The 19796-nt window shown below is 72.7% G+C and carries 19 protein-coding genes and 2 pseudogenes; 12 read left to right on the top strand and 9 right to left on the bottom strand.

All coding sequences use genetic code 11. The features are described from left to right. Nucleotides 1–3 precede the first annotated feature (3 nt). On the bottom strand, nt 4–1677 hold the full coding sequence (locus AC07AW_RS17325; protein ID WP_478816321.1) for an alpha/beta fold hydrolase: 1674 nt from the start codon (nt 1675–1677) through the stop codon (nt 4–6). 123 nt (nt 1678–1800) lie between these two features. Next, nucleotides 1801–2038 (bottom strand): annotated as a pseudogene (locus tag AC07AW_RS17320) (hypothetical protein); the annotation flags it as partial. Between the two features lie 711 nt (nt 2039–2749). Here AC07AW_RS17320 and AC07AW_RS17315 point away from each other — a divergent pair. After that, complete coding sequence (locus tag AC07AW_RS17315) at nt 2750–3373, top strand: DUF1326 domain-containing protein (protein ID WP_478816320.1); 624 nt, start codon at nt 2750–2752, stop codon at nt 3371–3373. Between the two features lie 285 nt (nt 3374–3658). Here the strand turns inward: AC07AW_RS17315 and AC07AW_RS17310 are convergent, their stop codons facing one another. Further along, nucleotides 3659–4465, bottom strand: coding sequence for a DUF2182 domain-containing protein (locus tag AC07AW_RS17310; RefSeq protein ID WP_478816319.1), 807 nt, complete (start codon nt 4463–4465; stop codon nt 3659–3661). A gap of 404 nt (nt 4466–4869) precedes the next feature. Between AC07AW_RS17310 and AC07AW_RS17305 the strand changes: the two genes are divergently transcribed. Both AC07AW_RS17305 and AC07AW_RS17300 read left to right on the top strand, forming a co-directional pair. Next, nucleotides 4870–5430: a DM13 domain-containing protein gene (locus AC07AW_RS17305; RefSeq protein WP_478816318.1), complete on the top strand. Its 561-nt coding sequence runs from the start codon at nt 4870–4872 to the stop codon at nt 5428–5430. Between the two features lie 260 nt (nt 5431–5690). Next, nucleotides 5691–6425: a DUF899 domain-containing protein gene (locus AC07AW_RS17300; RefSeq protein ID WP_478816317.1), complete on the top strand. Its 735-nt coding sequence runs from the start codon at nt 5691–5693 to the stop codon at nt 6423–6425. A 242-nt stretch (nt 6426–6667) separates the two neighbouring features. On the opposite strand, the gene AC07AW_RS17295 is transcribed toward AC07AW_RS17300, so the two are convergent. Continuing rightward, on the bottom strand, nt 6668–7534 hold the full coding sequence (locus AC07AW_RS17295; RefSeq protein WP_478816316.1) for an SDR family oxidoreductase: 867 nt from the start codon (nt 7532–7534) through the stop codon (nt 6668–6670). A gap of 601 nt (nt 7535–8135) precedes the next feature. Between AC07AW_RS17295 and AC07AW_RS17290 the strand changes: the two genes are divergently transcribed. Further along, nucleotides 8136–8375, top strand: coding sequence for a TfoX/Sxy family protein (locus AC07AW_RS17290; protein WP_478816315.1), 240 nt, complete (start codon nt 8136–8138; stop codon nt 8373–8375). Between the two features lie 3 nt (nt 8376–8378). Then, on the top strand, nt 8379–8852 hold the full coding sequence (locus tag AC07AW_RS17285; RefSeq protein WP_478816314.1) for a hypothetical protein: 474 nt from the start codon (nt 8379–8381) through the stop codon (nt 8850–8852). 42 nt (nt 8853–8894) lie between these two features. Here the strand turns inward: AC07AW_RS17285 and AC07AW_RS17280 are convergent, their stop codons facing one another. After that, nucleotides 8895–10286, bottom strand: coding sequence for a glycosyltransferase 87 family protein (locus AC07AW_RS17280; RefSeq protein ID WP_478816313.1), 1392 nt, complete (start codon nt 10284–10286; stop codon nt 8895–8897). Between the two features lie 113 nt (nt 10287–10399). Between AC07AW_RS17280 and AC07AW_RS17275 the strand changes: the two genes are divergently transcribed. Together AC07AW_RS17275 and AC07AW_RS17270 are read left to right on the top strand one after the other, a co-directional pair. After that, on the top strand, nt 10400–11566 hold the full coding sequence (locus AC07AW_RS17275; protein WP_478816312.1) for a molybdopterin-dependent oxidoreductase: 1167 nt from the start codon (nt 10400–10402) through the stop codon (nt 11564–11566). 5 nt (nt 11567–11571) lie between these two features. Further along, entirely contained in the window at nt 11572–11985 is a 414-nt protein-coding gene (locus tag AC07AW_RS17270) for a hypothetical protein (protein WP_478816311.1), read from the top strand. Here AC07AW_RS17270 and AC07AW_RS17265 read toward each other — a convergent pair. The 3 genes from AC07AW_RS17265 to AC07AW_RS17255 are packed head-to-tail and all read right to left on the bottom strand — an operon-like array spanning nt 11958 to nt 13956. Further along, entirely contained in the window at nt 11958–12641 is a 684-nt protein-coding gene (locus AC07AW_RS17265) for a class I SAM-dependent methyltransferase (RefSeq protein ID WP_478816310.1), read from the bottom strand. The genes AC07AW_RS17270 and AC07AW_RS17265 overlap by 28 nt on opposite strands. Further along, nucleotides 12638–13270: a TIGR04282 family arsenosugar biosynthesis glycosyltransferase gene (locus tag AC07AW_RS17260; RefSeq protein ID WP_478816309.1), complete on the bottom strand. Its 633-nt coding sequence runs from the start codon at nt 13268–13270 to the stop codon at nt 12638–12640. The genes AC07AW_RS17265 and AC07AW_RS17260 overlap by 4 nt, the downstream gene beginning before the upstream one ends. Continuing rightward, nucleotides 13267–13956 carry a glycosyltransferase family 2 protein gene (locus AC07AW_RS17255; protein ID WP_478816887.1) on the bottom strand — a complete coding sequence of 230 codons (690 nt, stop codon included), beginning with the start codon at nt 13954–13956 and terminating at the stop codon, nt 13267–13269. The genes AC07AW_RS17260 and AC07AW_RS17255 overlap by 4 nt, the downstream gene beginning before the upstream one ends. Nucleotides 13957–14090: 134 nt before the next feature. Between AC07AW_RS17255 and AC07AW_RS17250 the strand changes: the two genes are divergently transcribed. Continuing rightward, nucleotides 14091–14813, top strand: coding sequence for a response regulator transcription factor (locus tag AC07AW_RS17250; RefSeq protein WP_478816308.1), 723 nt, complete (start codon nt 14091–14093; stop codon nt 14811–14813). Beyond that, nucleotides 14810–15922, top strand: a complete 1113-nt coding sequence (locus tag AC07AW_RS17245) for a sensor histidine kinase (protein ID WP_478816307.1) — start codon at nt 14810–14812, stop codon at nt 15920–15922. Before AC07AW_RS17250 ends, AC07AW_RS17245 begins: the two co-directional genes overlap by 4 nt. 6 nt (nt 15923–15928) lie before the next feature. Here AC07AW_RS17245 and AC07AW_RS17240 read toward each other — a convergent pair whose 3' ends face one another. Further along, a complete protein-coding gene (locus tag AC07AW_RS17240; protein ID WP_478816306.1) occupies nt 15929–16990 on the bottom strand; it encodes an NAD-dependent epimerase/dehydratase family protein in 1062 nt (353 codons plus the stop codon). Here AC07AW_RS17240 and AC07AW_RS17235 point away from each other — a divergent pair. The 3 genes and pseudogenes from AC07AW_RS17235 to AC07AW_RS17225 all read left to right on the top strand — a co-directional run bounded on the left by AC07AW_RS17235 (nt 16974) and on the right by AC07AW_RS17225 (nt 19201). Then, nucleotides 16974–17739 (top strand): annotated as a pseudogene (locus tag AC07AW_RS17235) (phosphorylase family protein). The gene AC07AW_RS17240 and the pseudogene AC07AW_RS17235 overlap by 17 nt on opposite strands. A 141-nt stretch (nt 17740–17880) precedes the next feature. Beyond that, entirely contained in the window at nt 17881–18594 is a 714-nt protein-coding gene (locus tag AC07AW_RS17230) for a molybdopterin-dependent oxidoreductase (protein ID WP_478816305.1), read from the top strand. Continuing rightward, nucleotides 18578–19201 (top strand): cytochrome b/b6 domain-containing protein, encoded by a 624-nt coding sequence (locus AC07AW_RS17225; protein ID WP_478816304.1) that lies wholly within the window; start codon nt 18578–18580, stop codon nt 19199–19201. The genes AC07AW_RS17230 and AC07AW_RS17225 overlap by 17 nt, the downstream gene beginning before the upstream one ends. The last annotated feature ends 595 nt before the right edge of the window (nt 19202–19796 follow it).

Here is a 19796-nt window from a genome sequence, read left to right as displayed (position 1 = left end):
TGGTCACAGGGCGATGAGCTTCCGGACGAGCCCCGCCACCATTGCGGGGTCGGTCCGGTGCGCGATGTGCGCGTGTCCCACGAGGACGTGCACACGGGCTCCCGGGATCGCTGCCGCCGCCGTACCCGTCGCCTGCTTCAGCGACAGGGGGCTCTCGGACCCCGAGAGCAGCGTCGTCTCCGCCGCGACCCCGTCGAACCGCCCGGGCCGGTAGACCCAGCTCTCCTCGGCCCGCGCCTCCCGGGCCACAGTGGGTGCCACGGCCACCCGGGGCGCCCACTCCGGGCCGGACCGCATCGCATCGATCTGTCCGTCCGTGAACCCGAGAACATCCCGGAACGCCAGAACGATCGCAGCCTCGTCGTCGCCCTCGGCGAGCGCCTGCTCGACCCTCGTGATCCACCCCTCGGGGTAGACCAGGCCGAGACTCGGCTCGTACAGGATCAGGCGAGCCACGTCGTCCGTGAGCGTGGCCGCGCCCATGGCGAGGCTCGCCCCGTACGAGTGGCCCCAGAGCGCCACCGGCCCGCCGACACGCGCAGCGACCGCATCGACCACCGCCGCCACGTCATCGAACTCCCGCTCGATCGTGTAGGTGTCGTCGCTGTCACCGCTGGCGCCGAAGCCCCTGCGGTCCATGGCGTACGTGGTGACGTCCTTGCGCAGCTCCGCCACGAGCGCCGCGGAGATCGTGTGGTCCTGCAGAGAACCGTGCACCATCACGAGCGGCGGCCCATCACCCTCGACCCACACCGCGATCGGCGTACCGTCGGGTGCCTGGACATCGATGCGCTCGACGGCCTGGCCTTCGGGTGCGTCGTGTCGCGCGGTGAACGCCATGAGCTCCTTCACGTACGTCTCCGGATGCGTCACGTGCGGAATGTGGCCCGCGCCGTGGAAGACGAGCCGCTCGGCCTGCGGCAGCAGCTGCGCCAGTCGTGTCAGCACCGGTTCGAAGAGGGCCGGGCTGCGGTCCCCGGAGGTGATCAGCACCGGCCCGGCGTACCCGGCCAGCGCCGTCTCGTCGACGGTCCAGGCGTCGGGCGAGCGCAGCTCGTCGAGGTACGTCGGCGCGTTCGTCACGAGCGTCCGCCGCATGTTCTCGGGCATCCCGGCCCAGCTGCCCGGCCCGAGCGCCACCGCGTTCACGAACAGCTCCGCCGCGCCCGTGCGGTCCCCCGCGGCGATCAGGTGCTCCACCTCCGCCAGCGGCCCGCGCTCTACGGCCTGGTACGCGGCCTCCGCCGGGCTGCCCGGCGGGATCAGGGAGAACAGCGGCGGTTCGTGGACGATGATCCCGCGCAGCAGCTCGGGGCGGGCCGCCGCCAGCCGCAACGTGATGAACGCGCCCGCTGAGTTCCCTGCGACCCATGCGGGGCCCGGCCCGAGCCGCTCGATCAGCGCGGCGAGATCGTCCACGTCCTGCGCGAACGTGCCCTGACCGGTCCCGTCCTGGCTGTCGCTGTGCCCTCTGCGGTCGTACGTGACGACACGGAACCCCGCCGCCAGGCCGGGGACGACCGCGTCCCAGTTGTGGTGCGACCCCCAACTGCCGTGCACGAGCACGAGCGGAACACCGCCCCCGCCTGTCGCCTCGTAGGCGATTCGCACCCCGTTGACCTCGGTGTACTTCATCGGACCCGCCGTGGTGGCGGCATCCTCGTCGATGCGTGACATCTCTGCCGCTCCTCTCTGTGCATCAGGGCATCAGCATCGTCCGCGGAGCATGGGCCACGCATGGGCAGATCTACCCATCCGGGACAGAGACAGGACCGACTCCGCCGGTGCCGAGCCCTGCTCAAGGTCGGCGTCGTCGGTCTGTGCCAGGATCCTCTTCCCCCGTCGCCACGTCGACGAGGTCGCCCTCGCAGTGGGTCTTGTCCAGCGGGATGCTGTTGCGCTGCGCGTTCCCGCGGGCGTCGCGCAGGGCGTCGGGCCGGGTACGGACGCCGTCGTCCCGGCGGCGGTCGCCGGGACCCGGCCCGCCGGCGCCGTCCTTGGCATCGTCGTGGTCGCCTTTGCGCTGGTGGGCGAGGCGTCGGCCAGCGGCAGCCGGTCGCCGTCCCCCGCGCACGAGCGGCATCCTGGGCAGCTCGCTCCGGAACTGCGCCGCCATCCCGGAACCGGGTTCACGCCCACCGCCTCGGCGGCGCGCTCGTGCAGAACCCGGGCGGCGATCCCGGTCCCCGTGCCCACGTCGGCTACCCGGGCCCGCGGAAGTGCACCACCGTCGCCTCTGCGTCTTCGGCGTCCTGGTCCTGGAGGCGATGAGGAGACCGGGCCTGACGGTCTCCCATCGGCGTGACCGCGCTGGTCTTGGCGAGCGCCGCGGGGGCACCGCTTCCCAGGGGAAGAGGTCGTGAGGCCAGCCGGCTCACACCCTGCATCCGGAGCAGCACCATGTGGCACCACGCGGGCCCTGCCCGCCGTACCGTACCCGCCCCGGGGCTTGAGCTGCCCTGCGGTGGCGCCGTGGACGACGCCCTCGGCCCCCCACTGGACGGCTGCGCGTCCGTGATCCGCCGTACGGCGACGTTCTGGTGATCGAGACACGAGGCGAGAGCTCCGCGCGGTTTACAGGTCACGTCGAGCGCGCCTAGCGTGGAAGTACCGGCGCTCCCCGACCGATCCCGCGGAGCGGAGTCCCTCACCATGCAGTCCTCCCGCTCACCACCGAGCCACCCACCCCCCCGGACGTCGTCCGGAGCAGCCGGGCGACGGGGTCCTCGAGCGAGAGGAAACCGATTCCATGACGTACACCATCTCAGGGCAGTACCTGGCCGGCTGCTCGTGTGCCGTGATCTGCGGTTGCAGTGTCGACGCCCAGCCGAGGGACGCCCACGGCGACACCGAGTGCCGGGGCGCGGCGGTGTTCCACATCGCCGACGGGCGGTTGGACGACATCGACCTTTCCGGGGTCGACTTCGCCTTCTACAACCACTTCCCCTCCCACCTGACGGCCGGCGACTGGAAGGTCGGGGTCGTCATCGACAGCGGCGCCAGCGACCAGCAGGCCGACGCGCTCGGACGGATCCTCTCCGGCAGCGAGGGCGGAATGCTGGGTGAACTCGCACAGTTCATCGGCGAATTCCTGGGCACCGAACGCGGCGAGGTCTCGCTCACCGACGGTGAGCAGCCGGCTGCGAGCGTCGCCGGATACACCCGGCTGACGTACGAGCCGCTGCTCGGCGCCGACGACGCGCCGACGACGGTCAAGAACGCTATGTTCGGCTTCGCCCCCGAGTACGGGATCGGCCGTACCAGCGGAAACTCGTCCGCATTCGGCCTGGAATTCGAACCGGCCTACGGCGAGAAGGCCGACTTCGTCTTCAGCAGCGAGCCGGCGGCGGGAGCACCCAAGGGGCGCGCGTGAACCGCGCCGCCACACCACGGAGGAGGCCGTAAGGGGTCTCCTCCGCCACTGCTCGCCACCGTCCTGCCGGACGCCTCACCGGCCACGTGCACCCCGGTCGCCCTGGCCGTCGGCACCCTGCTCTCCCTGGTCGATCAGGGAGGGGCGATCTTCGCCGGGACCGCCATCGCCGTCAGCCGGGCCCGGGTGACGTTCCCCTACGCGGTACCGTTCCGTGTCGCCAGCGCCAGCGCCGCCTTCTGCGGCAGCCGGCGGGCCATGTGGCACGAGCAGCACCACCTCCGATCACATCGTCGTCATCCCGCTCGGGGTCAGTCCCGGCAGCAGCCAGTCCTGGAACGGTGCCAGCGCGGCCAGTACCAGGAACGCCACGCCCGTCACCCGGGCCAGCAGCGCGCCGCGCCGCCACAGCTTCTCCAGGAAGATCACCACCGCGATCGCGGCCATCGCCGCCACGTTCATCACCCCGAGCGGTACCAGCACCACCATCAGGGCCCAGCAGCAGCCCACGCAGTACCCGCCGTGGTGCAGCCCCACCCGCAGGTCGCGCACCGGCGGTCGGAAGCCCGCATAGCGCATCAGCTGGGCCATCGGGCTGCGGCAGTGCCGAAGGCACACGTACTTCAGCGGCCCCAGCTGGTACAACCCCGCCAGGGCGAAGGCCGTCGCGCCGATCCACTTCCCGGCCTGCGGGTCGCGGTCGACCAGGCCGCCGGTGAGCGCCAGTCCGCCGTACGCCAGCAGCCCGAACGCCGTCCACGCCAGCAGGTACCCGCCGAGGAACTCGGTGGTCCGCACCGCACGCTTCATCCCGCTCGACTGCCGGGCGATGCCCCTGGCCCACGTCACCGCCACCGGAGCCACCGAGGGCAGCATCATCGCCGCCATCATCGCCAGCCACAGCGGCAGGAACAGCCCCAGAGTCATCCCCATCGTGCCCGGCCCGATCCCCATGTCACGGGCCTGCCCGAGCGTGATCACCCAGGCCAGCACCGCGATCACCGCGATCAGGCCCCACGCCACCGCCAGATCCCTCGCGGGCATCAACACCCCGGGCCGCAGCGGCTGCTTCTCCACGGTGACGGAACGCATGGGGCCTCCCTGAAGGCACTTCCAGGACAGCACACCGGCGCCCGACCGGCCAGTGCCACGGGGCGGACAGCGCTGCGGCTCGTGCGGCGTCGGCCGGGGCGCAAGCGAGCGCCGGACCGTAAGCCGTCCGTCGGCGGGTGAGGCACCTTCGCTCCGGCGAGGTACGCACGAGGGGCCCAGCCATTCCGCTGCGGTACGTACCAGTCGTAGGGGCCCCTCCCTTGCGACACCGCTTCAGAACTCCGGCGGTCGCCATGCCGGCGACGACCGGGATGTTGCTGACGGCTGCCCCGCAGCCGGCGTCGATGACGTAAGCCTTTCGTCATCGGGCCAGGGCTGTCGGACGAGGGCTCGACCACCTTGGATGGCGGTTGAAGGTGAGAAGGCTTGGAAGGAGGGGCGTCGTGGGGAGCGTGACGAGGAAGCAGTGGTGGGCCGCGGGTGCCGTCGCGGCTCTGGCGGTTGTGGCGGCCGGACTGGTGTGGTTCAGGCCGTGGGCCCTGTGGGTGGACGAGACGGTGAACGAGGCGCTGCCCTCCCCGAGCGCGGCCTCGGAGACTCCGGCGACGGGTATGCAGGAGTCCGCGTCGGCTGCTCCCTCCCCGTCGGGGCCGGTCACCCTCGCGCAGGGCACCTTCATCAGCCACGAGCACGCGACGACCGGGACGGTGAAGATCATCCGGCTCGCGGACGGCACCCACTTGCTCCGTCTCGAAGGCCTGGAGACGAGCAGTGGCCCAGATGTGCGTGTCTGGCTGAGCGACGCGCCCGTCAGCGAGGGCAAGGCGGGCTGGGACGTCTTCGACGACGGACAGTACGTGAACCTCGCGAGGCTGAGGGGCAACAAGGGAGACCAGAACTACCCGCTGCCGTCGGACCTCGACTGGTCGAAGTACGCGAGCGTCAGCATCTGGTGCGACCGGTTCGACGTCTCCTTCGGCGCCGCGGCGCTCGTTCGCACCTGACCCTCGGACACCCGTTCGTCGGCGATGCCCTGGAGAACATGCGTGCTCCGGGGCGTCACCGTGTGAGACCCGTTCCGGAGGTGGCTCCGGGCGCGGTCGAGGGGCTCCACTCCGCAACGCAGCTGTTCTCGAAGGTCCGCCGCCGCGCGTACGGTGGACGTAGGGCCGGACTGGTACGCCGGTGCAGGCGCTGAGGCAGCCGCCGCGGGAGACCGCCCGCCTCGATGGGGTGTTCTCCTCCCGCACAGGAGGGAAAGGCGATGCGCGAGCACAGGGTCGGCACGCAGGAGGAGTTCGAGACAGCCCGAGAGGAGCTGCTCGCGCAGGAGAAGGAACTCACGCGGCGCGGCGACCAGCTCGCGCGGCAGCGGAGGGATCTTCCCTGGGTACGGGTCGAGAAGGAGTACCGCTTCGAGACCGAGGGCGGTGAAGCGTCGCTCGCGGACCTCTTCGGGGGGTGCTCGCAGCTGCTCGTCTACCACTTCATGTTCGGCCCGCCGTACGAGGCCGGATGCCCGGTGTGCTCCTCGATCGCGGACACCCTCGATCCCAACGCGGTTCACCTCAAGGCCCGCGACGTGACGCTGATCTGCTCCTCGCGAGCGCCGGTCGACAAGCTCCTCGCCTACCGGGAGCGGATGGGCTGGAGCTTCGACTGGGTCTGCGCGGGCGGCGGTGACTTCCACCGCGACCTCGGCTTCCAGCACACGGAGGAGGAGCTGAGACCGTTCCTGCAGGGCGAGGTTCCTGCGACCGTGAGCCAGATGGCGGAGGCGTGCGGCACGGACGTGCTCGGCTACGTCACCGAGGGCCCGGGGCTGAGCTGCTACGCGCTGTCGGAGGGCACCGTCTACCGGACGTACGTCACCACCGCCCGCGGCCTGGAGCCCGCCATGGCCTACTACGGCCTCCTCGACCGCACGCCGCTGGGCCGTCACGAGGAGGGCGAGGAGACCCACTGGCTGCGCCGCCACGACGAGTACGAGGAGGCCTGAGGGAGCGGCCTTCCATGCGTCTGGGACGTGGGGAACTGCGCGCGTCTACGGCGGCGGTTGTTCAAGGCGTCGGTGGGGTGGCCGGTGTCGGTGGGGTGGCCGGTGTCGGTTGTTCAGCAAGCCGATCGCGACTGGACACCGTTGAGCGAGCGCGACGGGAGAGGCCGAGGTCGACGCACGTCAAGCGGCGAGCCCCTGTACCGGGATCCACTGTGCCGCGAGGGCCGACTCCCGCTGCGATGTCACCGCGTCAGGAGCGGTGCCATGAGGTCGCGGGCGAAGTCGGCGACGGGCCGTGGGTCTTGCCCGGTCAGCCGGAGAACGGAGTCGGTGGTGTGGACGTTCGCGCCTTTCCGGAGCAGCTGGAAGATGCCCACCACTCCCTCCGCGAGCCACGGCGGCATGCCCGCGTCGACCATGCCGGCCAGGGCTGCCTCGTCGGGTACGGGGACGTACTCCACCGTCCGTCCGAGGGCGGTGGAGAGCCGGCGGGCGACCTCGGTGAAGGTGATGGCCTCGGGGCCGGTGATCACATGGGTCTCTCCGTCCCCGCTCTGGCCGGAGAGCACCGCGACCGCGCAGGCGGCCACGTCACGGGGGTCGATCATGGCGACGCGGGCGTCGTCCGCGGGCAGGTAGATCCGCCCGGCCTGCTCGATCGTCGGCAGTGAGCCGAGGAGGTTCGACATCAGGAAGCCGGACCGGAGAATCACGAAGGGGATTCCCGCCCGGCGTAGGTGGTGCTCGATGCGGCCGTGTTGATCGGCGAACGTCTTGGCGGCGCCGACCTCGGCTCCGACCGTGGACAGCAGGATGACCCGCCGGACACCGGCCGTGGCTGCGGCCTCGATCGCGTTGGCCGCGTTCTCGACCTGCCGCGGATCGTTGGCGCAGCTGAGGAAGGCCTGCTCGGCGCCCGCGAAGGCGGCACGGAGCGATGCGGGATCGGTGAAGTCGCCTTGCACAAGGTCGGCGCCGGGGCCGAGTACGGCAGTGGCTCGTTCCGGGTTGCGGGTGAGCGCGCGGTGGGGGAGGCCGCGCCGGCGCAGCTCGCTCACGACATGTCGTCCGACGTTCCCGGTCGCGCCGGTCACCACTACTGTCGTCATCTCGTCGCGTCCTCACGCCGATTCAGGGCCTTCCTGCCCACGTTGTGCGGGACGACCGTCCTGAGCCCGTCAGGACACGCGCGGGTTCACTCGTCAGGACGCGCGGGCGGGCTGCCCTGCGGGAGTGGAGCCGGCCCGGTCGTGCCCTCTGGCCCCCAGCGTCTCCATCAGGCCGTCGCGGCCGGCGAGAGGGCGGACACGTCGGCTCCCGCACGGGTCCGGTTGCCGTTCGCCGACGGGGATGGGTCCATGGGACTGTGGGGCGGCCGGGTCCGGGAGACGGGGCAGAGGACGGGAATCGACGTGACTGAGGAGCGGGTGATCCCGCTGCCGTGTGAGCGGGTGGCCGCGTACGAGTCACCACTACTGCTGGACACGGTGTCGGTCGCGGGGCCGATGCCGATGCATATGACGTACACCTTCACTCCGGCGCCGGACGGAGGCGCACGCTCGCCCGGATCCGCGTACGGGGTGACGCGTCCGGTCTCCATGGGCCGACAGCTCCCCTGACGGGGCGCAAGGTGTGCTCCTCGCTGGTCAACGACCTGCGCGACCTGGAGCGGCGGCTGAGTCCGCCGCAGAACGGAACGTGAGGACGGCCATGGCGTTCGACGAAGGGCTGGCGGAACGGATCCGCGCTCATCTGGGTGCGGACCCGGCCGGCACGGAGAAGCGGACGTTCGGCGGCCTGGCCTTCCTGCACTCCGGCAACATGGCGGTCGGCGTGACCGGCGAGGAGCTGATGGTCCGGGTCGGCCCCGATGCCACCGACGCTGCTCTCGCACGGCCCGGGGCGAGGCCTTCGATTGGAGTCGACCTGCGTGTCGGACGCGAGTGGTAGAAGGTGCGACCCCGGCCCCGCAAGGGAACCCGTCGGACGACCATCGCCCTCGTCGCGGCCTGCGCCCTCGGAGCCGTCGCGGCCCCGCTGGCCTTCGCCGCCGCCTCCGCCTGCCCCGCTCCGGCGGCGGCCCCCGGGGACGACCGGCTGCTGCCCACCCCCGAGGCGCCCCGGATCTCCAACGGCTCCTACGCCTGCTTCCAGCTCTGCGGCGGCCCGGTCGGCGGCCCGGTCGGCGGCCTTGTCGTCACCATCGGCAGCCCGACCCTCGCCGCCACCCTGGAGTCCGTCGCCCCGCCCGGCACCCTCGAGCCCGCCCGGCCGGGTCCGCGCCGCAAGGTGACCTTCGAGGTCGACACCGCGTCCGGACAGCCCGTGCTGCACCGCAGCTCGCCAGCGACACCAGCCACGACGCCGCCCTCCAGATGCCCGAGGGCACCCTGGGCGACGGTGCCTACCGCTGGCGCGTCCGCGTGAAGGACGGCGACACCGCCTCCGCGTGGACGGCCTGGTGCGCCTTCACGGTCGCCCGCCGCTGACCGACCCGTGAACCTGCGCCCCGGAGCACGCCCCGCGCGCTCCGGGGCGCCGCCTCGCCCACCACCCCGCAAGCACCGCGGCCGCCGCCGCACCATACGCCGCCGTCACGGCGGCCTCCCCGGCCACGGTGCCCGCGAGGTACGCCACCGCCCCGGCGAGGGCGACGCCCAGCCACTCCCAGCGCCCGTCGAGCGCCACCAGGGCGACGAGCAACAGCGCGTACCAGGAGTACCCGGGGGTCAGCAGGAGGAGCGCCGTTCCGAACGTCACCAGGGCGCCCCGCCAGGGGCGTTCGGGATCTCCGTGGATCACGACGAGCACGGAGACCGCCGCCAGGCCCAGCAGGGCGGCGGGCAGTGCCCAGGCGTCGGGGAGCACGAGCCGCAACAATGCGTACCGGCCGCCCGCGCCGGCGTCGTCGTAGCCCTCCTCCTCCGTGTAGCCGCCCAGATAGCCGAGGACAAAGCCGTTCGAGAGCATGACGTACGGCAGATACAGCGCCCCGACTGTGCCGGCTGCGGATGCGAGCACCGCGAGCGCCCTGCGCGGCCGTCGTACGCCGGACAGTGCACCCGGTACCAGCAGGACGGGCAGCAGCTTCGCGGCGATCGCCAGACCGAGCAGCACTCCGCCCGCCACCCGCCGCCGCACCACCACGACCAGCGCGGCGACGGAGAAGAGGACCGCGAGGACGTCCACATGGGCGTTGTTCACGCCCTCCACCGGGACGGCCGGACACCAGGCCCACCAGGCCGCCCGGCGCGGATCGCCCCGGCGGCGCAGCGCGAGGACGAGCAGGCCGGTCACGGCCAGGGCGAGGACGATGCCGCCCATTTGGAGGGTCTTGTGGCGGACGCCGGACGGCGAGAGGGCGTGGACGGCGAGGAACCAGGCCTCGGCGACCGGCGGATAGATGGTGTGGACGGCGGGCCGGTTGATCCGGGTGCACAAGCCGTCGGCGAGAGGGGCCAGATCACGGCCCTCGGCACAGGTCGCGCGGTCCGGGAAGAGCCAGAGATCGCGCAGGCCGACCAGGGCGGAGTCGGCGGGCGTGTGGTCGTACGGGGAGATGCCGGCGGCCTGGACCCGCCCGTCCCAGGCGTACCGGTAGGAGTCCGTACTGGTACGAGGCGGCGCCACCAGACCCGTGGCAGCCACCACGACCGACCCGACCAGGATCAGCGGGAGCGCAGCACGGGCGGGAACCCTGCGCAGGGCGACCATGCACAGCGCGAAGAGGGCCCACGTGACCGCGTATCCGGCCAGGAAGTCGACTCCGAGCGTGTCCCCGCCCAGCAGGGTCACGAGGGCCGCGGCCAGCAACGTGAGCAGCAGGGACGTGACGACGACGGCGGAACGGGTGCGGGTCATGGGCGCAGCCTGGCAGCGTGAGCGGCCCGCGAGGGGGCGACCCTTCGGGGCGTTCGGGTTTCGTAAGGTGTCGGACCGTCCACGGGGCGGCTCACGGCGGTGTGATGGACGGCATGACCTTCCGCTTGCCCAGGCCGCGCCTCGCGCTGCCCGCGGTCCGGCCTCCCGCCTTCCGCGGCCGGCTGCACGACGCCCGCACGGCGACCGCCGTCGGCCGGTGGCTCGGCCTCGCCTTCGCCGTCTGCCTCGCGACCGGCCTCGTCAGCCACTACCTCCAGCGTCCGCCCGACTGGCTCGCCGATCGTCTGCCCACTCGGCCGGTTTGGGGCTACGCGCTCAACCAGGGCCTGCACGTCGCCACCGGACTGGCGGCGATCGTGCTGCTCCTGGTCAAGCTGTGGGCGGTGTACCCGCGGCTGTTCGTGTGGCCACCGGTCCGGTCGGTGCGCCACGCCCTGGAGCGGCTGTCCGTCGCGGTGCTGGTGGCCGCGGCGGTCTTCGAGGTGCTGACCGGGCTGCTCAACATCGTCGAGTGGTACCCGTGGCCCTTCTCGTTCGTCCCGGTCCACTTCGCCGTCGCCTGGGTGGTGACCGGCTCGATCCTGCTGCACATCGCGGTCAAGGCCCCGGAGATCAGGGACCACTGGGGTCGGCGCTCGGCGGGGACGCTCGTGCTGCCTGCTGAGGACGGCATCGACCGGCGCTCGCTGCTCCTCGCCACGGGCGGCGCGGTCGGTGTGGTGACGCTGACGACGGTAGGTCAGTCCTTCACCCCACTGGCCGCGTTCGACCTGCTCGCGCCCCGGCATCCGGACCATGGCCCGCAAGGGTTGCCGGTGAACCGTACTGCCGCCGCGGCCGGAGTTTCGGCGGGCGGACTGGAGGAGTGGCGCCTTGAGGTCGTCGGCCCGCGTCCGTACACGCTCACGCTCGCCGCGCTGCGGGCGATGCCGCAGGTGGGTGTCCGACTGCCGATCGCCTGCGTCGAGGGCTGGAGCGTCGACGCCGACTGGGGCGGGGTACGCGTGCGAGAGCTCCTGGCGCGGGCCGGCGGAAGGCCGGGGACGGCGGCTCTGCGGGTGACCTCGCTGGAAGTGAGCGGCGCCTACCGGGTGATGGAGATGGGCGCCGCGTACGCCGACGACCCGCTCACCCTCCTTGCACTCACCCTCAACGGCCGGACCCTCTCCCTGGACCACGGCTTCCCGGCCCGGATCATCGCCCCTAATCGGCCCGGGGTGCTGCAGACCAAGTGGGTGCACCGCCTGGAGGTGCTGTGAGGAACGTGAGTGTGCTCCGGTATGCGGTCGGCGGTCTCGGGCTCGTCCTGATCGGGCTCGGGGCGTGGCTGGTGGCGGTCGAGCCGGACCCGTGGGGTGTGCTGGTGTGGTTGGCCGGGGCGCTGGTCCTGCACGACGGGATCCTCGCGCCGCTCGTCCTCGGCGTCGGACTGCTGATCGTCGGCCGCCGCGCGCGGGGTCTGCTGCGCGGGGCGCTGGTCGTCGCGGGGAGCGTGGTCCTGGTGACGCTCCCGCTGCTCGTACGGCCGGGGGAACCGCCCAACCCTTCGGCGCTGCCGCTCCCGTACGGACGCAACCTCGTGCTCGTGCTCGTGGCCGTGGCCCTCGTGGCGGGCGCCGTGGCGCTGGTACGACGGTGGCGGGCGCGTCCTCAGAGGCGTATCACCGGCGACGAGTGAGGCACGAGGGAACTCTGGGGCACAAGGGAGAGGAAGGGGCGGTCTGCCACCGTCCACCGCCCGGAGACGGCCCAGCCCGCACTGGCCGCGTGCCCGGCCAGTGCACGGCTGCCCACCCGGGCCCACGAGAACGGCGCCCCCCGGCCGCCCCGGCCGTCGTCGACCCGTACCTCGCAGCGCTCGTCGACGTCCATGGGCACGCATTCGGCGATGACGGTCCCGGCAGGGGACACAACCTCCCGCAGCCTGCGCAACAGGGCGGCCGGGTCGCCGCCGATTCCGGTGTTGCCGTCGATGAGCAGCGCCGTGTCCCAGCGGCCTTCCGCGGGGAGGGGGTCGAAGACCGAGCGACACAGGGCCGTCCCGCCAAGCCGTACGGTGCGGGCCACCGCCGCCGGGCTGATGTCGATGCCCAGTGCGCGCCGGCCCTCTGCGGCGAGCGCGGCGACGAGCCGGCCCGGGCCGCAGCCGACGTCGAGGACCGCGCCCCGGCAGCGCTTCAGGACGGAGCGGTCGGCCCGGTCGGGCGCCTCGCACCAGCGCTCGACCTCCAGCGGCAGCAGCCATCCGTCGTCCCGGCGCAGGAAGAGCGGGCCGCGCCCGGCCCGCAGGGCGTCGGTGTACGGGTCGGAGCGCCAGGCCGTCGTCGTGGTCACGTGGTCGCTCCCGCCCTGGTGCCGGTCAGCGCGGTGTGCCGGGCGGCGAAACGGGTGCTGGGCGCTTCGGCCGCCACCTGCCGGGCGTCGTCGGCGGTGTCCACGTCACACAGAGTGGGCAGGGTGCCGACGCGCAACCCGGCCGCGCGCAGCCGCTCGTACTGCACGGCCCCCGTGTCGGGCCTCGACATCGGTACGCCGAGCAGCAGGGCGGGGTCGGGGGACGCGAGGCCGAGGGCCCAGAAGCCTCCGTCGGCCGCGGGGCCGAACCAGGCGCCGCAGTGCTTCCCGTCGAGGGCAGGGGTCAGCAGCTGCGGGGTGACCTGCGGAGTGTCCATGCCGATGAGCAGGGCGGGCCCGGCGCAGGCGGCGAACGCGGCGGCGAGCCGCTCGTCGAGCCCGCCCGAGGCCTGGGGCACGACCTCGAATCCGGGCGGCAGCCACGGACCGGGCTTGCCGTCGAGGACCAGCACATGCCGCGAGGCCGGCACCCGGGCCGCGGCGGCGAGGGTGTCGGCCAGCGCCGCCTCGGCGAGGGAGGCGGCCTGCTCCGGGGTGAACGGGGGAGTGAGCCGGGTCTTCACCCGGCCGGGCAGAGGCTGCTTGGCGATGACGAGCAGGGTGGTCACCGGTGGACACCGCCCGCCGGTTCCGGGGCCGGCGCGGGTTCGTCGAGGACCTTGCGCATGTCGTGCACGGCCTGCCAGGTGCCCCGCCAGGTGCCGGTGACCTTGGACCGGCCCGATCGAGGCAGGTACGGCACGTCGACCTCGTTCACCCGCCAGCCGGCGTCGGCCGCCCGCACCACCATCTGCAGGGGATAGCCGCTGCGCCGGTCGGTGAGTCCGAGCCCGAGGAGCGCCTCGCGGCGGGCGGCCCGCATCGGCCCGAGGTCGTGCAGCCGCAGCCCGGTGCGCCGGCGGAGCAGCCAGGACAGCGCCCGGTTCCCGGCCCGGGCGTGGGTGGGCCAGGCGCCGTGTTCGGTGGGACGACGACGGCCCAGGACGAGATCCGCCGTGCCTTCCGCCACCGCCTTGACGAGGCCTGGCAGCAAGCCCGGGTCGAGTGTGGCGTCGCAGTCGCAGAAGCAGACGAACTCGGCGTCGGAGGCGAGGAGTCCGGCGTGGCAGGCGGAGCCGAAGCCCCGCCGGGGTTCGTGGACGACAACGGCACCGAGGCTCTTCGCGAGCGCGGCCGATCCGTCGGTGGAGCCGTTGTCCACGACGATCGCCCGCCATCCGGCGGGGATGCGGGCGAGGACCCAGGGCAGGGCCTCGGCTTCGTCGAGACAGGGAAGGACGACGTCTACGGTCATGGGGGTCACACGTCATACCGTAGGAAGCGCGAGGCGGATCGAGGCCGCGGAAGTCCTTACGAAACGCGGACATCACCCCTTGACGCCCTGGGGCGCCCGTCGCCGGACGGGCGAGGGATGCGACGCTGTCGGGCATGAGTGAGAGCGGTGGCCCGGAGAGCCGGATCCTGGTGGTGGACGACGACCCGACGGTGGCCGAGGTGGTCACCGGCTATCTGGAGCGTGCCGGATTCGTCGTCGAGCATGCTTTCGACGGCGCCGAGGCCCTGCGGCGGGCCGGAGAACGCCGGCCGGTACTGGTGGTGCTCGACCTGATGCTGCCGGGCCTGGACGGTTTGGAGGTGTGCCGGCGGTTGCGCGCCGCCGGGCCGGTCCCGGTGATCATGCTGACGGCGCGCGGCGACGAGGAGGACCGGATCACCGGCCTGGAGGTGGGCGCGGACGACTACGTCACGAAGCCCTTCAGTCCGCGTGAGCTGGTGCTGCGCGTGGAGTCCGTACTGCGCAGGAGCCGGGCGGCGGCCGGGGCTGCCGCCCGGCCGGCGCTGCGGGCCGCGAACCTCGTCGTCGACCCCACCACCCGCAGGGCCACCCGGCAGGGAGCCGAAATCGCCCTGACGTTGAGGGAGTTCGATCTGCTGGCGTACCTCCTGGAGCACCCCGGGACGGCGCACACCCGGGAGGACCTGATGCGGCGGGTGTGGGGCTGGGACTTCGGCGACCTGTCCACCGTCACGGTGCACGTCCGCCGGCTGCGGTCGAAGATCGAGGACGACCCGGCCCACCCCACCTTGATCCAGACCGTGTGGGGCGTCGGCTACCGCTTCGAAGCGGGCCATGAGGAGGGGGCGGCGTGAAGGACGTGCTCCTCATCGCCGCGTTCGCCCTGGCCGGCGCCGTGTGCGCCGGTCTGGCCGGAGCGGCAGTCCTGCGGGTGGTGCGCCACCGCTCGGTCGCGGTCTCGCTCACCGTCGTCGCCGCCGTCACCGTGACGGCCATGCTCGCCGGGACGCTCGCGGTCGCCCAGGCGATGTTCCTGTCGGGGCACGACCTGTGGGTGGTGACCGTCGTCGCCGCGATGGCCGGTCTCGTCTCGCTCGGCACGGCGCTGGTTCTCGGTCGGTGGGTCGTGGCCCGCAGCCGGGCGCTGGCCCGCGCCACGCGTGACTTCGGTGACGGCGGCAGCTTCTCCGCCCCCGACGGGACCGCCACCGCCGAACTCGCCGCCCTCACCCGCGAACTGGCCGCCACCAGTGCCAAGCTCGACGAATCCCGGAGGCGCGAGCGCTCCCTGGAGGCCTCGCGTCGCGAGCTCGTCGCCTGGATCTCGCACGACCTGCGCACCCCGCTCGCCGGGCTTCGGGCCATGGCGGAGGCACTGGAGGACGGCGTGGCCGCCGACCCCGCCCGCTACCACCGGCAGATCCGCACCGAGGTCGAGCGCCTCAACGCCATGGTCACCGACCTCTTCGAGCTGTCCCGCATCCATGCCGGTGCGCTGACTCTCAGCCCGAGCCGCGTCTCGGTGTACGACCTGGTGGGCGACGCCCTGAGCGGAGCCGACCCGCTCGCCCGCGAGCACGGGGTCCGGCTCGTGGGGGAGGAGGTCGAGGCCGTCCCCGTCGAGGTGGACGGCAAGGAGATGACCCGCGTCCTCGCCAACCTCCTCGTCAACGCGATCCGCCACACCCCGGCCGACGGCACGGTCGCGGTCGCCGCCGAACGCCGCGACGACGCGGTGGTGCTGTCGGTCACCGACGGCTGCGGCGGCATCCGCGACGAGGACCTGCCCCGCGTCTTCGACACCGGTTGGCGCGGCACGGAGGCCCGCACCCCGCCCGCCGGTGCCGGCCTGGGCCTCGCCATCGTCCGCGGCATCGTCGAGGCCCACGCGGGCCGCGCCGAGGTGTGCAACGTCCCCGGCGGCTGCCGCTTCGAGGTCACGCTTCCCGCCGCGGCGGGCTGAGCCCGGTCAGCGCAGCGCCGCCGAGGCCCGCTGCTCCGCACGGGCGAACTCCGCCATGCCCTCGGCGAAGCCGACTCCCGGCTGCCAGCAGAGGTCCCTCCGTAGCCGGGACGAGTCGGCGGTGATGTGCCGTACGTCACCGAGCCGGAATTCGCCGGTCACCAGCGGCTCCGGGCCGCCGTCGGCCCGGGCCAGGGCTGTTGCCATCTCGCCCACCGTGTGAGGGTCGCCGCTGCCGGCGTTGTACACGGTGAGGGCGCCGGCCGGCAGCTCGTCGGCGGCCTCCAGGGCGAGGACGTTGGCCGCGGCCACGTCCCGCACATGGACGAAGTCCCGTCGCTGACCGCCGTCCTCGAAGACACGGGGGGCCTCGCCGCGGGCGAGCGCCGAGCGGAAGAGGGAGGCCACGCCGGCGTACGGGGTGTCGCGCGGCATCCCGGGGCCGTAGACGTTGTGATAGCGCAGCGACACGGCGGTCCCGCCCCCCGCGCGGGACCACGCCGCTGTCAGATGTTCCTGGGCCAGCTTCGTGGCCGCGTACACGTTGCGGGGATCGGCCGGCGCGTCCTCCCCCACCAGGCCGGGTGTCAGGTCGGAGCCGCAGGCGGGGCAACGCGGTTCGAATCGCCCCGCCGCGAGGTCGTCGGGGAGCCTGGGCCCCGGCCGGACGAGTCCGTGGCGGGGACACTCGTAGCGGCCCTCCCCATACACCACCATCGACCCGGCGAGGACCAGCCGCCGCACGCCCGCCTCCGCCATCTGCGCGAGCAGTACCGCCGTGCCGAGGTCGTTGCAGCCCACATACGAGGGGGCGTCCGCGAAGTCCTTGCCGAGGCCGACCATGGCGGCTTGGTGGCACACCGCGTCGACGCCGCGCAGCGCCGCCCGGAGCGGCGTCGCATCCCTGACGTCGACCTGAAGGAACTCCGCGACCGGAGGCTCGGGGGCCACGGGATGGGCGCCGGGCAGCAGACAGTCCAGAACCACCGGCTCGTGACCGGCCTCGGCGAGTGCGATGACGATGTGTGAGCCGATGAATCCGGCTCCGCCTGTGACGAGTACGCGCATGACCGGCACGCTACGGACACCACGCGCCGGCCGGAGCGGGCCGCGCCGCGCCGTAAGACTTCCGTCACCTTGGCGTTCCCGGCCGAGTACGGGGCTCCGGGAGCTGCTGGACGACGTGACCGAAGCTCAGGTGGAGACCGCGTACGGGCCTCCCAGCGACGCGCTGTTCGTGGGCGAGGTCGCGGGGCGCCGCGTGGCGTTCCTGCCTCGGCACGGACGTGGCCATCGCATCCCACCGCACGTGATCCACTACCGCGCTCTACGACGGCGTGCCGGTGCCGGAGGGCTCGATGCCGGAGGTGGTGCACGTGTCCATGGCCGATCCGTACTGCGCGGCGGGCCGGCGGGCGGCGATGGAGGCCGCCCGGGACATGTCGTGGGAACAGGTGGACCGCAGGACGTTGGTCGTCGTCGAGGGGCCGCGCTTCTCGACCCGCGCCGAATCCCGGTGGTACGCGGCCAACGGCTGGTCGGTGGTGGGGATGACCGGGCATCCCGAGGCCGCGCTGGCCCGCGAACTCGGGATCTGCTACAGCTCCTTGGCCCTCGTCACCGACCTCGACGCCGGCGTGGAGAGCGGTGCGGGAGTCACCCACGCCGAGGTGCTGAAGGTGTTCGCCCGCAATGTGGACCGGCTGCGCACGGTGCTGTTCAAGGCGCTCGAACAGCACCCGGTCGTCCGCGCGTGCTCGTGCGGACATGCTCTGGACGGGCTCACCACCGGCCTCCCCGGGGTGTCCGGCGACTGACCCTCGGGGCGGTCCGTGAGCGGCGGCGTCCCGGCGGGCGGCGCGCCGGTGGCGCCACCGCCCGGGCGAGAGATGACGAAAGCCTGACGGATGGCCGTCGGCCCTGGCAGTCGCCGTGGTCCGCCTGATCGAATCGGCGCCATGGATGACGACAATCACGAGAGCCGGGGCACCCCGGTCGGCCGGCGCGTCGTACTGGGAATCCTCGGTCTGGGAGCGGCCGGAGTGGTGGCGGGGCCCCGCCTCCAGCGCGCGCAGGAGGCGGTGACGAGCCGGGACCCGAGCGGGTTGACGGCCCTGCTGCCCGGATCCGGCGGCTTCCGGTACTACTCCGTGACCTCGTCCGTCGCGAAACGGGGACCGGCCACGTACACCCTCAGGGTCGACGGGCTGGTGGAGCGCCCCGCGGAGTACCGGCTGACCGACCTCCAGGCGATGCCGCAGCGCAGGATCGTGCACGACGTGCAGTGTGTGACGGGCTGGCGCGTGCCGCGAACCCCCTTCGGAGGCGTACCGCTGGCACACCTCCTCGAAGCGGCGGGGGTACGGCCCGAGGCGCGCGCGGTGCGGTTCAGTTGCTTCGACGGCGTCTACACCGAAAGCCTCACCCTGGAGCAGGCCCGGCGGGACGACGTACTGATCGCCCTGAGGCTCAAGGACGCGCCGATCTCCCACGCCCACGGCGGCCCGGTGCGCCTCTATGTCGCACCCATGTACTTCTACAAATCGGCCAAGTGGCTGTCCGGAATCACCGTCACCGACACCGTCCGGCCGGGCTACTGGGAAGAACGCGGCTACGACACGGACGCCTGGGTCGGCTCGTCGAACGGACGTGACGATGCCGCCACCGTCTGACCGCCTGATCCGCTTCGACCGCGCGGTGCGCCGGGTCCACCGGACCACCGCCGCCTTGATGCTGACGTGCCTGGCCACCGCCGCGTGTCTGTATCTCCCGCCCCTGGCCCAGCTGGTGGGCAACCGGCGCGCGGTGGTGACCGTCCACGTCTGGTGCGGGACGGCGCTCCCCGTTCCCCTGCTCTGCGGGCTCGCCCTCAGGGCGGTCCGCGCCGACGCGGTCCTGCTGAGCCGGTTCGTCCCGGCCGACCGGGCATGGCTGCGAGCCGTGCGCCGACGTCTGCCCGAGCGCCCCGCGGGCAAATTCAACGCCGGACAGAAGCTGTACGCCCAGTGGACGCTCGGGTCCATGCTGGTGATGCTCTGCACCGGACTGGCGATGTGGTTCACCGGTCTCACACCGCTCCCATGGCGGACGGGCGCGACCTTCGTGCACGACTGGGGAGCCGCGGCCGTCACGGCGGCCTTGGTCGCCCACGTCACGATGGCACTGCGGGATCCGGAAGCCCGGAGGGGCATGCGCACCGGTGCGGTGGACCGTCGCTGGGCCGAGCGTGAGCATCCGCTGTGGAAGTCCGCCGAACCGGCCCGCGAGATCGGCCGGTGATACCGGGCGAACGGCCTGGGAGTGGCAGTCTGGCGCGTTGTCGAGCGCCGCGGGCAGGGTCAGTCCTGCCGCCGCCGGGTACTCGACGGCGCCTATGGCTCTGCGCAGTTCCTTGCGGCCCTGCGGGTGAGCCAGATCAATGAAGCTGCGCCATCTTGAAGTAGCTGGTCAGGGTGCTGGTGTGGCGCCGGTTCGGGGTGCTCGTGCTGGTCGTGGGCGGCAGTCTGGGGTGTAGATCGTCTGGCAGGAGTGGGTTTGTGGATTCCCGTCCGTCGTCGCGGGTGCCGCTCCTACGCTCCGCCCATGATGGATCCCGAGGGGTTGGAGCGGATCGCCGCGCGGCGAGCGGAGCTGGACGGACTCGAAGAGCAGCTGGTCAAGCAGCTGTCGGAGGTACGAGCTGAGCGGGATGAGCTGGCCGTGGCCGAGCGGGTGTGGCAGCGAATGAGCGAGCAACTCGCCGACGAGCGAACGGAGGCCGGGTCGCCGGTGGTCCAGGTGGCGGGGCGGGCGGTGCGGCTGGTCCCGGACCGTGGGCCGGGGGTGGCTGAGTCCGCACTGCCGGCGGAGTACCAGCGCATCCTGACCGCCGTGC

Source organism: Streptomyces sp. NPDC044003 (assembly GCF_056435185.1).
This window is presented reverse-complemented; position numbering and strand designations above follow the sequence as displayed.

Coding starts and splice junctions, on each gene's coding strand:
- AC07AW_RS17225 (WP_478816304.1), top strand. CDS start 18,578: ATGCCGCCACCGTCTGACCGCCTGATCCGCTTCGACCGCGCGGTGCGC.
- AC07AW_RS17240 (WP_478816306.1), bottom strand. CDS start 16,990: ATGCGCGTACTCGTCACAGGCGGAGCCGGATTCATCGGCTCACACATC.
- AC07AW_RS17310 (WP_478816319.1), bottom strand. CDS start 4,465: ATGCGTTCCGTCACCGTGGAGAAGCAGCCGCTGCGGCCCGGGGTGTTG.
- AC07AW_RS17275 (WP_478816312.1), top strand. CDS start 10,400: ATGACCTTCCGCTTGCCCAGGCCGCGCCTCGCGCTGCCCGCGGTCCGG.
- AC07AW_RS17290 (WP_478816315.1), top strand. CDS start 8,136: ATGGCGTTCGACGAAGGGCTGGCGGAACGGATCCGCGCTCATCTGGGT.
- AC07AW_RS17230 (WP_478816305.1), top strand. CDS start 17,881: ATGGATGACGACAATCACGAGAGCCGGGGCACCCCGGTCGGCCGGCGC.
- AC07AW_RS17295 (WP_478816316.1), bottom strand. CDS start 7,534: ATGACGACAGTAGTGGTGACCGGCGCGACCGGGAACGTCGGACGACAT.
- AC07AW_RS17255 (WP_478816887.1), bottom strand. CDS start 13,956: ATGACCGTAGACGTCGTCCTTCCCTGTCTCGACGAAGCCGAGGCCCTG.
- AC07AW_RS17325 (WP_478816321.1), bottom strand. CDS start 1,677: ATGTCACGCATCGACGAGGATGCCGCCACCACGGCGGGTCCGATGAAG.
- AC07AW_RS17300 (WP_478816317.1), top strand. CDS start 5,691: ATGCGCGAGCACAGGGTCGGCACGCAGGAGGAGTTCGAGACAGCCCGA.
- AC07AW_RS17315 (WP_478816320.1), top strand. CDS start 2,750: ATGACGTACACCATCTCAGGGCAGTACCTGGCCGGCTGCTCGTGTGCC.
- AC07AW_RS17280 (WP_478816313.1), bottom strand. CDS start 10,286: ATGACCCGCACCCGTTCCGCCGTCGTCGTCACGTCCCTGCTGCTCACG.
- AC07AW_RS17250 (WP_478816308.1), top strand. CDS start 14,091: ATGAGTGAGAGCGGTGGCCCGGAGAGCCGGATCCTGGTGGTGGACGAC.